At 60.2% G+C, this 13,105-nt stretch carries 14 protein-coding genes; 13 read left to right on the top strand and 1 reads right to left on the bottom strand.

The window, feature by feature from the left end; all coding sequences use genetic code 11:
• Positions 1-26 precede the first annotated feature (26 nt).
• Positions 27-827, bottom strand: a complete 801-nt coding sequence (locus tag MRUB_RS03270) for a tRNA (adenine-N1)-methyltransferase (RefSeq protein WP_013012931.1) — start codon at positions 825-827, stop codon at positions 27-29.
• 302 nt (positions 828-1,129) lie between these two features.
• Here MRUB_RS03270 and MRUB_RS03275 point away from each other — a divergent pair, with 302 nt between their 5' ends.
• The 13 genes from MRUB_RS03275 to MRUB_RS03335 all read left to right on the top strand — a co-directional run bounded on the left by MRUB_RS03275 (position 1,130) and on the right by MRUB_RS03335 (position 13,098).
• A complete protein-coding gene (locus tag MRUB_RS03275; protein WP_013012932.1) occupies positions 1,130-1,636 on the top strand; it encodes a GspH/FimT family pseudopilin in 507 nt (168 codons plus the stop codon).
• Positions 1,637-1,644: 8 nt separating this feature from the next.
• A complete protein-coding gene (locus MRUB_RS03280) occupies positions 1,645-2,079 on the top strand; it encodes a type II secretion system protein (protein WP_013012933.1) in 435 nt (144 codons plus the stop codon).
• A gap of 9 nt (positions 2,080-2,088) precedes the next feature.
• Positions 2,089-2,766 carry a prepilin-type N-terminal cleavage/methylation domain-containing protein gene (locus MRUB_RS03285; protein WP_013012934.1) on the top strand — a complete coding sequence of 226 codons (678 nt, stop codon included), beginning with the start codon at positions 2,089-2,091 and terminating at the stop codon, positions 2,764-2,766.
• Entirely contained in the window at positions 2,766-4,436 is a 1,671-nt protein-coding gene (locus MRUB_RS03290) for a pilus assembly PilX family protein (RefSeq protein ID WP_013012935.1), read from the top strand. Before MRUB_RS03285 ends, MRUB_RS03290 begins: the two co-directional genes overlap by 1 nt.
• Positions 4,437-4,481: 45 nt before the next feature.
• Positions 4,482-5,471 carry a sensor histidine kinase gene (locus MRUB_RS03295; RefSeq protein WP_013012936.1) on the top strand — a complete coding sequence of 330 codons (990 nt, stop codon included), beginning with the start codon at positions 4,482-4,484 and terminating at the stop codon, positions 5,469-5,471.
• 198 nt (positions 5,472-5,669) lie between these two features.
• Complete coding sequence (locus MRUB_RS03300) at positions 5,670-6,140, top strand: type II secretion system protein (RefSeq protein ID WP_013012937.1); 471 nt, start codon at positions 5,670-5,672, stop codon at positions 6,138-6,140.
• Entirely contained in the window at positions 6,137-6,613 is a 477-nt protein-coding gene (locus MRUB_RS03305; protein WP_013012938.1) for a type IV pilus modification PilV family protein, read from the top strand. Before MRUB_RS03300 ends, MRUB_RS03305 begins: the two co-directional genes overlap by 4 nt.
• 11 nt (positions 6,614-6,624) lie before the next feature.
• On the top strand, positions 6,625-7,491 hold the full coding sequence (locus MRUB_RS03310; protein WP_013012939.1) for a prepilin-type N-terminal cleavage/methylation domain-containing protein: 867 nt from the start codon (positions 6,625-6,627) through the stop codon (positions 7,489-7,491).
• On the top strand, positions 7,479-9,392 hold the full coding sequence (locus tag MRUB_RS03315; protein ID WP_013012940.1) for a DUF4900 domain-containing protein: 1,914 nt from the start codon (positions 7,479-7,481) through the stop codon (positions 9,390-9,392). The genes MRUB_RS03310 and MRUB_RS03315 overlap by 13 nt, the downstream gene beginning before the upstream one ends.
• Before the next feature lie 91 nt (positions 9,393-9,483).
• The gene (locus tag MRUB_RS03320) at positions 9,484-10,068 is read left to right on the top strand and encodes a response regulator transcription factor (RefSeq protein ID WP_013012941.1); all 585 of its coding nucleotides are present in this window, start codon (positions 9,484-9,486) and stop codon (positions 10,066-10,068) included.
• A 153-nt stretch (positions 10,069-10,221) separates the two neighbouring features.
• Entirely contained in the window at positions 10,222-12,282 is a 2,061-nt protein-coding gene (locus MRUB_RS03325) for a pilus assembly PilX N-terminal domain-containing protein (RefSeq protein WP_024049892.1), read from the top strand.
• Complete coding sequence (locus tag MRUB_RS03330) at positions 12,279-12,734, top strand: type II secretion system protein (protein WP_013012943.1); 456 nt, start codon at positions 12,279-12,281, stop codon at positions 12,732-12,734. Before MRUB_RS03325 ends, MRUB_RS03330 begins: the two co-directional genes overlap by 4 nt.
• A complete protein-coding gene (locus MRUB_RS03335; protein WP_013012944.1) occupies positions 12,724-13,098 on the top strand; it encodes a type IV pilus modification PilV family protein in 375 nt (124 codons plus the stop codon). Before MRUB_RS03330 ends, MRUB_RS03335 begins: the two co-directional genes overlap by 11 nt.
• Positions 13,099-13,105 lie beyond the last annotated feature (7 nt).

A 13,105-nucleotide genomic window follows, 5' to 3' on the forward strand; every position in this document is an offset into this window, starting at 1 on the left:
ATTTGTTTTTGCCCAGACTTGGTTGGTTACCTGACCTCGAGCAACGTGTTTTGCTGGGTGTGCTCGATCCGCCTGAGCTGCACCAAAAACGCCGTATGCCCCACCTGCTGAAACTTGGGATGGGCGATGGGGGGGCGAATGTCCCACTCCCGGTGCTGCACCTCCAGGGTGCGCTCGTGTAAAAACGGCAGTTGCAGGGTTTTGATCTGCTCGAGCAGCGTAACTACCTGGGTCAGGTTGGGCAGATAGCAGACCAGGAAGCGGTCTATTTTGAGCGCGGGTACAATGCTATGCAGCACTGACCAGGGTTCCATCAAATCCAGGGCAACGCCGTCAAAGGAGCTGGGTGGTAACTCGGCCTGGGCCAAGTCGCCCTGCACAAAGGTAACGTTGCCCCAATCCTCATATTCGCCCAGGTTGCGTCTGGCCCGCTCGAGGTGCCGGAGGCGGGATTCGTAGCTCCAGACCTGGCCGGTGGGCCCCACCGCTCGCGCCAGGTACAGGGTCAGGCCGCCCGAGCCCGCGCCTGCCTCCAGCACCCGCATGCCAGGGGCCAGGTCGAGCAGAAAGCAGATGGTGGCGGCGTCTTTGGGGTAAGTGGGGGTGGCCTCGCGGGGCATCTGGAGCACGTAGTCTTCCAGGGTGGGGCGGTGGATGCTGAAGCGTTCACCCTGGGGGGTGGCGATAAACCGACCGGCCCCGGCCTGGATGATGGCCTCATGGCGGATGGAGCCCCGATGGTAGTTGAATATACCCCCCGGTTGCAATCGAAACAAATAGACACGGCCCCGTCGATCCTGTAGCAAGGCCCAGTCGCCGTAGGTCATGGGGTTTAGCGTAGCGGGTTTGTGGGTTATTTTGTCAAACGCCCTGCAGTGCCTAAGGCCCTGAATAGACACCCCCCAAATGGGGGGGTGGTTGTTAATTTCCTGGGGGTCAATTGGCTGTAAAGGTTCGATGTTTTGGCCTTGTTTGATGTTAATGCACGCGTTACTTTTGCCGTTGTAGACGGATTTTTTTTGGGTTATGTATCACTTCTGCAAAACCGCCGGAGCAGTAAGTTGTGCACAGGCGATTAGCGGGGCCTTGATGAGCAAGGAATCTACTGTGACTCAAAAAAGGGGACTTCGTGAAAAAGGCGACCGGGCTGAGCGTAATTGAGTTGATATTAGTTGTCTCGATTCTGGGCATCCTGATGGTGCTTGGAGGAGGATGGTTTAGCTCGGACAGGATCCGGGTCAATCAGGCTGCCCAGATTTTAAGCGCCGACGTAACCCGTGCCCGCCTCGAGGCCCTTCGGCGAAACGTCCCGGTGGGAATTCGCTTCGATTTTAGCTCTGGGGCCAACTTCTATCAAATAATGGCCGATGTCGACCAAAATGGCTTGGATAGCAGCGACCCCGTGATCAACCGTATCCAGTTTGGAGCTGGCGAGTACGCCCGAATTGTAGGCAGGCTGCGTCAGTGCACGGTTGCCGATGCGGCAGCGGCGGCCAGTGCCGAGATCGTTTTCGATGCCCGTGGGGTGTACCAACTCGCTACCAGCCGAACCGTAGAGTTATCCATCGGCTCCTATAGCCGCTTTGTCAACATCAATCAACAGGGCCGTGCCCAGATTCGGACGGCCTGTCCATAGGAGCAGCCATGCAAAACAGAGGAATCACCTTGGTAGAACTCCTGATAGCCCTGGCCGTGCTGGGTGTGGCCTTTGGGGTGTTGGTGTTCTCGCAGGTTACCAACTACCGCGCTACCGCCAGGGCAGGGGTGGTGAGCCAGGTCAAAGATACTGCCACGCAAATTCTGGAAAACCAGGTAGGGGTAGTGTTGGCCAACTTCACCCGTTACTACAACGGCTGCCCCACCGGTAGTGAAACCGGCTGCTATGGCTCCGGCTTCCTCATCAACAGCGGAATTGATGAAGGTCTGGATGGTGAAGGACAAATCCTAATCCAATCGTCAGCGACCAGCCAGGGCATCACCATCAACCTGGCGACAAAAGTTTCGTGCTACGACGGCTTTGCTTCCCGTACGGCTGCTATCGGGGTGGGTAGCCTCGAGCCCTGTCCCAGGCCCAACTAGGAGTTGGCTATGCGTATCCATGGTTTTACAATCCTCGAGCTGCTGGTGGTTCTGGCTATTTTCACCGGGGTTTTGACCATCGCTACGCGCTTCCTGGTCAGCCAGTCGCAGGATACCCGCATCATTCAGGAGCGCGACGAAGTGCAAGACCGGGCCCGTCTGGTGTTACAGATGGTGAGCCAGGACTTGATTCTGGCGGGCTCGAGCCGTTACGTTCGCAACAACGAGGTGCGCTTCGATGAAGCCAACTGGGTCTCCTGTGCGCCCGGAACCCCCTGTCTTTCCGGCACCGACCACAGCGAGCGCGATACCTTCGTTACCCGCTACCACACCAGCCTTTACCCCAGTGGCCAGGAGCGCCGCTCGGTGGGTTATACCTTCGATGGAACCACGCTTCTGCGGGCCGATGTGCCTTGCAGCCAGGCCCCTACCGGTTTGATAGCTGCCAGTAGTTACCGCGAACTTGCTCCTAACATTACCCAGCTCAACATTCGCTATGTTTGCGGCGACTCCGCAGCTACCGAGGTGGGCCTGCCCAGCGGATGCACGGTGGTGACCAATCCCACCGAACGGTTTGTGCGGGCTGCGCTGGTCACCGTTACGGCTACTTCGCCCCAGGGAACCTATGCCTACACCATCGCCCAGCGGGTGCCGATTCGCAACCTGAAAACCGACGAGGTGCTGTGATGAGACAACCTCGAGGAATTGCCCTAGTCGTCACGTTGGCTATCCTGGTAGCAGTTGCCTTGCTGGCTTTTGCTACCTCGATTACCACCATGATCAGCCAGTGGAGCGCCCGCAACGATCGCGGGGCAACCGAAGCCTATTACGTGGCCGAGACCGGTCTGCAGCAATGGAAGACCCTTCTTTTCCAGGCCTACCGCTGGCAGCTCTACCAGACGATCGATCGCGCGGCAGGAAGCCGCACCCCCACCCGCAGCGAGTGCGGCAATGTGCTGGCGGGCGGGGTGGACTGGAACCGTAACGGAACCATCGAAAGCAACGAAACCCTGCCTGCTACCCGCACCGGAACTGTTCCGATGGGTGCTGGTGTCGGCACCTACACCATTACGATCGCGCAAGACCCCACCCGCCCACGCTTCATGCTGGTGCGTTCGGTGGGTCGCTATGGCGGCTCCCAGGCCATCGCCCAGGCCACCTTCGACCTTTCCAACACCGGCCCCTGGAACTATGCCATCTTTAGCGGACGTGGGGCTTCCAATAAGCACCTTAATGGGGGCGCCATCGTTAGGGGCGGGTTGTATGTGCAGGGCGACCCTGGAAATCCCGACAAAGAGGTAATTGGCTCTACCGGCAATTTTGCAATGCTCAACGAGTACAACTATAGCTCCGATGCGGTTTTGAGCAACCGTCTTAACAGCGATATGCGCAGCCTCTCTAACCTGTGTGCGACGTTACGGGTGCAGTATGGTCGGGTAGAGGTCAGCGGAAGCTCGAGCTATGGAACACCAAACAATAAGCTTCTAGGTGCCTATGTAGGGGATTCAGTAAACGACATTTACGGCAATACCTCTGATGTATGTGCTAATAACCGAGGTATCTGCACCGATGATCGTGGGGCCTTTGATCTTCCTCCGCCCCTGGCCCCTCGCTTCCCCGAGTTTAACACCACCCCCTGTACCAGCGATCCCAGCCGAACCTGGGCGGCCTGTGTGCGGGACGAGGCAGCTACCGGCGGCCTTCGCATCACCAGCAGTGCGGTTCTTTTCCCTGTAGGTGCTATTCCAACCAGCCCACTATCATGCCTGCTGGGCAATCTCCTGAATGGAGGCGAGCTACGTTTTGGCGGTAGCAGTGTGGACTGCCGTTATACCCTAAATGGCAAGACAGGTGGTTTCCGCTACGTAAGCGGTAATCCGGGTATGCTGGAGATTTATGGAACTTTGCATACCAGTGGCATCGACGTGAGGTTCAGTAATGCGATTAACTACCGCGCTTTTAACTTTGCCGACCCTACCGAGCGCAACGCCTCAATATTTGTGGAAGGGGGCAGCATCTACATCCAGGGTGACTTGCTGCCCGATGCCAGCTCGGCCACCTTTCCCGATCAGGTACTGGGGTTGCTGGCTCAGAACAACATCGAGCAGCTTACCAATAACGCCATGGGGATCTTTTATGCTGGTAATCGCTTCCGTACCCAGCAAGGCCAGCGCACACTGGGTACCGTGGTATCCAACGAGTTTTGCACTACCAGTGCAGGTGGCAATCAGTGTAACGCGGGTCAACAAGCTGAAGTGACGTATATTCCTACCATGGGCAACATCCCGGTGGCAGCCCGAATCCCTGAGGACACCGTTATTGCCTCCTTTAAGGTGATGTCCTACGAACGGCGCTAATAGTAGAAACCACCTACCACATAAATGGGCCAGTAGACTGGAATTATGCCGCTCAAGCGCCAACTGGCCTGGGTGATCGGACTACTGGCCTTTATTCCCAACCTGGTTATAGTTCTGACTTTCTGGGCTTCTTTTCAGGGAAGATCGCTGGAAACTTCGTTGTTTTTGCTGGTTTGGCTGTCGGTGTTGGCTCTGACTGCAGCCGGGGTGGGTTATTTCTTGGCTAACACCCTTATGCACCCAATCGACGAGCTGACCCGTAGCCTCCACTACCTGCGGGGAACTGGCCGCACCCTGGCCGAGCTTTCGCTGCCCTCGCCCAAGCAGCCACCCCCTGCCGAAATTGCCCAGTTGCGCGAAGGCTTTGAAGAGGTACTCGATCATCTGCGTGAGCTGTTGGAGGCGCGTGAAGCTACCTACGCGGCCCTGACCCACGATCTCAAGACCCCTTTGTTGGCTAGCCTGCGGGCGCTGGAGTATCTAGAAGAAGCCGACAAAATTGGGCCGGAAAAGCGAAAAGAGCTGCTGCGTAACTTGCGAGAGGAATTGAGCCGAAGCTACCTGCTGGTAGAAAACCTGCTCACGGCCAGCCGCCTCGAGGCCCGGCGCATCCAGCCGGAAAACCTCAACCTGCGCTCCGTGCTGGAGGACTTCCGCCTGCGCTATGCCCAGCAGGCTCAAAAACGCGGTCTGCGCCTGGAGATAGAGGGGGCTGGGCAGGCCAGGGCCGAGCGACTCTTGCTCGAACGGGCGCTGGCTAATCTGGTCGAAAACGCGTTGCGTCACGCCCAAAGCCGGGTGGTGCTGCGGGCGGGGGATGGCTGGCTCGAGGTCGAGGACGACGGGCCGGGGCTGCCTGACAATCTGGAAAACCTTACCCAGCCTTTTCGCAGCCAGCGCCTGCGCGGGGTGCGGGCGGGCAGTGCAGGGCTGGGGCTATACGTGGCCCGACGGGTGGCCGAGGTGCACGGCGGGCGGCTGGAAAACCTGGCCCTGCCGGGACAGGGAACCCGGTTGCGCATCCGGTTGGCCTAAAAGGCTCCTTGCAGCCAGCATGTGATATTTGACCATGGGCGGCGGGTACCTTGGAAAGAAGCGGGCAACCCTATCCAGAGCGAATAAAGGCTCGTTTAAGGCTGTTTTGCGCGGTGCATTAACAACTTATTAACGTAACGCACCAACCCCCATCTGGGGGTACTTGAATTCAAACGGCCCGTCCAAACTCGAGGCGGTATGGCGAGGTGTTCGCAGGCTAGCAAGCAGATCAGAACGCCGGGGGGCTTTACCCTGCTGGAGCTCATCGTGGTGATGGCCATCCTGGGGGTAGCAGCCGGCCTTGGCATCGCCCAGATACGCAACATTGGGCAGCGACAACAGGCTTTGGCAACGGTGGATCAAATCCGTCAGCTTTTCTGGCAGGGCGCGACTGCGGCAGCCAGCCGGGGCGGCACCAACTTCTTGTTGGTGCGCAGCGGCAACACCCTGCAGGTGCAGTCCCAGGTGGATGGAAGCGTGCTGCGCAGCGTGACCCTGCCGAATGGGGTGAGTTGTAGCCTAAGCAACGGCACACTGGCTACCTTTACTTCCCCTGGAAAAGTAATTTTTTCTAGCAGCTTTCCGGCCAACCGCCAGTTCACCATATCCGCTGCCGGGCAGACCTTTACCCTGACGGCCACCCTGATCGGGGAGGTGCGACGCCAATGAGAAGCCGAGGACTGACCCTTATTGAGGTGGTGGTGGCGGCGGGCGCGCTGGCGATTGTACTGGGAATCTTTACCACCTTGCTGGTGGGTAACATGCGGCAGACCAGCATTGTAGGGGGGCGGGCCCAGGCCAATCAGCTAGGGCTTTTTTTGGGTCGGCAGATCCTCGAGGCCGACGAACGGGCTGTTCCAGACGAGGGTGAAAGCCTCACCTGGGGCTATGGTCAGCTCACCAACGCCACCAGTGGCTTTCCCAGCCTTACCAGCGAGCAGCAGTTCGCCAACCTGGCCCTGTACCGCGCCAGTGTCACCAACCAGGGAGCCCCTTCCTGGGCCAGCAGCAACTGGCAGATTAGCCAGTACCGCATCGAGATCTGCTGGCGTAGTCCGGAGGGGGAGCAGTGCGTCAACCAGAGCATCGTTGGCCCTTCGCCGGCCCAGGTGGGAACCGAGATTAACAGCGGTATCAACTAAAGGAGGTTACTTTGCGTCCTCGAGGTTTCACAGTCCTGGAATTGCTGCTGGCCCTGCTGGTGCTGGTGATCGTGATGACGCTGGCTTTCAACACCAGCATCCAGGGGTTGCAGCTTAACCAGTCCAACGAGGCGGTGAGCTCGGCCCAGAACAAAGCCCGACGGGTGCTGGAGGTGCTGAGCCAGGATTTGCGCACGGCGGCCTTCGCTATCGTGACCCACACCCCCTTCAACAGCAATGCCACCAGCATCTCTTTTGCCCAGGTGGCGGGGGGGGCTGGTTACGCGGTGAGCGCTGTGGCTGGCAACAGCCTGGCGATTGTGAGCAACTCCCCCACCATCGCCACCGAAATTCCGGTGGGCAGCCGGCTGGTTGTGATCGACGGCAACGGCAACGCAGTGCTCACCCGTACCACCGGACTGCCCACGCTGAGCGGTATCAATACCTACACCATCCCCACCACCTGCAGCAACCTGCCGGTTACCGCCACCTCCCAGACCCTGGCCTCGGTGGTTAGCTTGCTGGGCTATAGCTACGATGCAACCAACCGCAAGCTGGTCTACCAGGCCCTGGGCGATGCGACAACGACCGATGTGGCCTACGATGTGAGCAATTTCCGCATCGATTACGTCTACCAGCGGCGCAATGGTTCTTCGGTTAGCGAAGAGCGCAACCCCAGCGGCTACCTGGTGAGCGGCCGGGCGCAGCCCTACTTCACCAGCAGCGGATCGGAATATACGTTGCGTCGGTTGCAGTTCACCCTGGGGGTTCAGCTACCCTTGCGCGGGCGCAACGTGGAGCGAACCTACACCGGGCAGGTGGATATGATCAACAACCTCTACTATCAGGCCAAGGTGGTGAGCATATGCAACCCATGAGAGATCGCCAGGGCATCGCGATTGTGGTAGCCCTGACCATTATTCTGCTGTTGAGCGTGGTAAGCACCTTAATGTTCACACGTTCCATCAACGACTTGCGTACCAGCCGGGATAACACGGCCATGGCGCAGGCCATCAACCTGGCCCGGGGCGGGGCGGTGGCGGCCACGGCCCTGCTGTCCAACGAGGTGCGGGCCAGCCTCGAGAGCATCGTGCAATCGGCAGACCCCAGCATCGGCGGCATCAGCACCAGCGACATCTGGTACTACGGCGGCAACGCCACCCAGCCCATCGCCTCCACGGTGGCGGCCCGCCTGGCTGTGCTGGCCAACACCCTCCAGACCAGTCTTAATGCGGCCATCTGCAACCAGAACTTTGCACCGGATGGTTCGGGCGCCACGGTGCGGGTGCGCGTGCACTTTACCACCGCCCCGGCCTGCGGCCAGCCCTTTCCTGCTTCGGCCCAGCTACCATCCGGGTATGTGGTAGACGACGACAACAACCCAGCCACGCCCTTAACCCGCCAGGTGCAGGGGTACGCCCTGCCCTACGTGATGGTGGTCACGGCCTCTCCCGGCACCCCCTACCAGCGCAACGTGATGGTGCAGGGTGAGTACCGCTTCTTGCTAAAAAACGGCAGCTTTGCTCGCTACGCGCTGTTTACCAACCGACACCGTACCCGCTCCAATAGCTCGGTCTGGTTTACCAGCAACACCCTGTTCGATGGGCCGGTGCACACCAACGAGCGCTTTAACTTCTCCTTCAATCCCTGGTTTGGCGGTTATGTGACCAGCGCGGGCTGCACCAATGCCGGGGCCAGCAGTTGTGCTGGCTCTATCAGCCCTGGTGCGTTTTTTGGTGCGGGCAACAACACCACCTTTTTATCCCCCAGTCAGATGACCAACCCCAACGCCCCCTCCTGGACCAGCGGTGGCATTACCCACGCCCCGGTGTTTGAGGGCAACCCCCGGGTGAACTGGCAGGAGCCGTTTATCCCCATGCCGGATAACAACCAGAACCAGCGCAGCGCGGCGCAGACGGGGGGTCTATACTTTAACTCCGACATTGCCCGGCTCACCCTGTACGCAGGGGATGACACTGGAACGCCGCCCACCTGCAACGCTTCGGGGGTTTGTACGCCGGCCACCTCGCCCTACCAGTACATCGAGGTCTGCCTGACAACAGCCTGCACAGGGAACAACCGGCTGCTATACCGCTACGATGCCAGCGGGGCGCTCTACCGCTACAACGGAAGCTGGCCCGGCGTGCTGGTGCGGGCGGGCTTCAACGGCATGATCTTTGCCGATGGAAGCATCAACAACCTCACCGGCCCAGCCCGTTCCGATGCCAGCAACCCCAACACCGCCCCCCCAGCGCTGGCTAGTTTTGCGCAGATTACCGTAGCCAACGCTGGTAGCGGTGAGAATATCCGAATCCAGGGTGACCTTAAGTACCAGAGCCCGGCCTGCAGCGGTACGCCAACCCGGAGCGGCAACACCGTGACGCGGGCCACCTGCAATAACCTCTCCGCCGACAATATCCTGGGGGTGTATAGCCAGGACGGGGATATTCTGCTGGGCAACGGCACCAACAGCTCCTTGCAGGATCTGACCATTCACGGGGTGCTGATGACATCGAGGGGCGAGGTGGCGGTGCAGAACTACAACAGCATCTCTCCGCGTGGTTCCATCCGCTTGCAGGGGGGGATTATCCAGTACACCTACGGGGCCTTCGGGCAGTTCAACAGCTCCACAGGCCAGATGATTCAGGGCTATGCTCGCCAGTTCACCTACGACCCCCGGATGCAAGACCGGGCCCCGCCCTTCTTCCCGACCACCGGGGTGGTGCAGGTGAGCGTAGCCACCCCCCTTAGCTTTGGCCAGCGCGAGCAGGTGTACTAGCCGGGCTTTCACGCTTCCACAGCTCCCCGAAAAGCAAAGGGGGCTGTGGAAGATTTTTTCTCGAGCCGTAACTTGCTAATCTGGAAGCTGGATGCGCCTTTTGATTGCCGATGACCACCCTTTGTTTCGCATGGGCCTGCGTGCGGCCCTCGAGCGTGAGGGTTTTGCGGTGGTGGCCGAGGCGGGCGACGGCCAAGAAGCAGTTAAGCTGGGCCTGGAGCTATTGCCCGATGGGGTGCTGCTGGATGTGCGCATGCCCCAGATGGACGGCATTACGGCTACCCGGATGCTACGGGAGCAGCGCTACAACGGACTCATTGCCCTGCTAACCACCTTCAACGAACCCGTGCTGGTTCAGCAAGCCGCCTACGCCGGTGCCGATGCCTATTGGTCGAAAGAGCTGCCCCCGGAGGCTTTGGCTGAGCGTCTGCGCAGGCTGGGCCTGGGGCTGGAGCCCCGCCTGCGGGCCCCCGAGCTGCCCAGGTTGACCGCCCGCGAGCAAGAAGTGTTGCAGTGGATGGCGCAGGGGCTATCCACCAAAGAAATTGCCCGCCAGATGCATATTTCGCCAGAAACCGTCAAAGATCATTTATTGAGGCTGTACGAAAAGCTCGAGGCCCGCAACCGTGTGGAGGCGCTCGAGCGGGCCCGCAGCCTGGGGCTGTTGAGCGTATAGAGCCGCGCCCATGTGCAGGGGTTGGGCGCTTGCCTCAGGTAGGGCTTATAATCTGAAGCAATTTTCGAACTTGCGGAATTTTTGGTGCTGCAATTGGGGGAGAGGTTTATGTCAGATACAAGGGGCCTTGCATTGGTTTCGACGCTGGTGTTTATGTTCATTGTTATTGTGCTGGTTAGCATTGCTATGCTATCCTCCCTCAACAACCGTCGCAATGCCCAGGATGCCCTGCGCACCTCCCAGGCCCAGTTTGCTGCCGAGGCAGGGCTCGAGCGGGCCGTGGCCCGGCTGTGGCACCAGGTGCTGGCCAGTGCGACCTCCCGTAGCGTAACGGCTTATGGCGTCGAGTTAGACCGGATGGGCCTGACCAACGGCACCACCATACCCAGCTTGTTCGGTGCTCCACAAAGCCTGGGGGACGGCTCGAGCTTTGTGGTGCAGGTCTCGCGCCAGGATGATACCCGTCCCGATCCCGACGCCATCGTACTGACCGTGACCTCCACCGGTACCCTGGCCGACGGCACCACCCGGCGCCTGCGGCAGGTCTTCCGGGTAGATCGGGCCTACTTTCCATTCGACTACGCCCTTTTGACCAACAACGCCGAGTGCATTTTTTGCCACCTGGAGGTAAAAAGCCTGGATGCGCTGCGGGGCAACCCCAACCCCAACGACCCCAGCACCTGGTGGCGGCGGGCCAAGGTGGGGGTGCTGGAAAGCCTGATTATGCGCGACGATGAAGAAGCGGGGGTGGTGCACGGCCCGCTGGTGGCTCGAGGCACTATCAGCCGGCAGTACAGCGGTGCTATCGGCCCTTCCAGCCGCTACTACACCACCATGCGCCCCGGTGATACCCGCATTCGCTCCGCCACTCCCATCACAACCACCCCGGCCGACTGCTCGACCCCCAGCAACTGCACCACCCCGCAAAACTTCTACTACAACTACCCCGATAGCAGCAGTCTGGCAGCGTTTGGCAACCGCTTCCCCGATGGTGAGCTGCCCGATCGTTTTCCCCTGCCCATCCCAGATGCCAACCACAACCGGCTCATCGACGACGCTGAGTGGAACGCCGAGGTGGGCTCGAGCCTGGCCGGAACCAACGAGAGCTACAGCGCCGGCACCATCACGGCCGCCATGATCCTCAACCCCGCTGGTCGCGTCGCCTGGCCGGGCGGGAGCGCGGTGCAGACCCGAACCTCGGCCGATCTGGGCCAGAACCCCACGAATGTGCTGCTGGATGGTTCTGTCATCCCGATTGAGCTGAGCGGTACGGTGTTCATCAATGGAGACGTGGTGCTGAGGGGATTTGTTCGTGGCAACGGCACCCTTCTGGCCCGCGGCAACCTCTACGTGATGGGCGATCTGACCTACGATTGCGGTACTGGGAGTGGCCTGGTTCCCTGCGATTACAGCAACCCCAGCCGCCTACCCCAGCTCAACCTAATAGCGGGCGGCAATTTGCTGGTAGGCGACTTTATGACCGTTCAAAGCGACATAGAAAGCCTGAGCGAAGAGCAGATGCTCAGCACCCGCTCCAACCAACCCACCATCAGCTTCTGCAGAGAAAACCCTACCGACGCTGCCTGCTACCCGGAAGAGCGCCCGCGGCCCAACCTGGCCCTGACCGAGATAGCCAACTTCAACCGGCGGGAGTTGCAACGCTACCTGCGCGACAATAGCTACCGGCCGCGTTTTTACACATTTGGCGAGGATCGCATCTACTTCGCCACTGGTTGCAGCCATCAACCACAAAGATATGGAGAATACAGCACCATTGCAGCGGGGGCTCGAGTCTCCTTCTGCCGTGGCGACACGATACTGAGCAGCAGCACCCTCACAGCCGAACAAGCCAGCCGCATCCTGGCCGGTGCAGTCCGCTACGAAGTGACCTCGAGCTCCTTCAACAACGCCATTCTCAAGAATCTCTGGGCCAACTCTATGAACGCCCGGGGTACCGGCCCACTCCGCACCGATGGGCTGCTTTATTCAGCCAATGCTATTTTTGGCCTTGCTCAACGCAAATATACCAAGCTGGGTGGGCGTTGGGACTTGCGGGGGGCCCTGGTGGCCGCCGATACCGGCATCTTGGTGCCCGGCCCCGGGGATGGCTCTTCGGGCCTAACCATCTACCACGACAGCCGCCTGCGCCCTCGAGTACCGGGGGGTCAGCAGGCCCAGCTTAGAAGGGGCGTGTGGGAGGTGGTTGGGCAGTGAACGCGCCTTCACAAAAGGGCATCAGCCTGCTGGAGCTTTTGATCGCGCTGGCCGTGCTGGGCATCCTGCTGGGGGTGGGTTTGGTCTCACTGAGCGCTTACCGACAAAGCCTGGTTATCCGCGAGGCGGCCACCCAGGTCGCGACCGAGCTCCAGAGCATCCGTCAACAAGCCCGCCGGCAATCGCTTAACTTTTCCTTTCAAGCGGTGGAGGGTGGCAACACCTACAAAGCAGGCCGTACCGCTGAACTGGCCTCCCTGCCCAGCAGATCGCTGCCCCCAGGGGTGGTTTTCCAGCGCGTCCCTGCTGGTGGGGGTGGCGTTACCTTCCTGGCCCCGTACGGCGTGGTTGACGCGGCCAACCGCACTTTTACCCTCCGGGGGCCGGGCAACCGGGTGCTGAATGTGCACGTGGTGGGCAGTACCGGCAAGGTGGTGGTGCGTGCGCCGTAAGGCTTTTTCCCTGGTAGAAGTGATGGTGGCCCTGGCCATCCTCTCCATCACCATTTTGATTTTGAGTTACTTTGGCTCGAGCTTCACCCTGACCCGCAACGCCCAGATAGACACCCAGGCCCAGGCCTTTGCCCGCAGCTACTTCGATACCCTGCGGGCCCGCTGGTCAACAAGAGCTGCTTTTGCTGCGGGGACACCGCCTTCTGTGGCCCTTCCCAGCGGCTTTAGCAACCTTACCATCGCCACCGAGGATGTTCAAACCATCGGAACCCAGGTGGTGTTGCGCCGGGTTACCCTCCAATTCACCGGCCCGCAAAACCGGCCGTACCGCTTCACCACCGAGGTGGTACACCCCCCCCAGTAGAGGCCTT

It is taken from the genome of Meiothermus ruber DSM 1279 (assembly GCF_000024425.1).
In the GTDB taxonomy this organism is placed as follows: Bacteria; Deinococcota; Deinococci; order Deinococcales; family Thermaceae; genus Meiothermus; species Meiothermus ruber.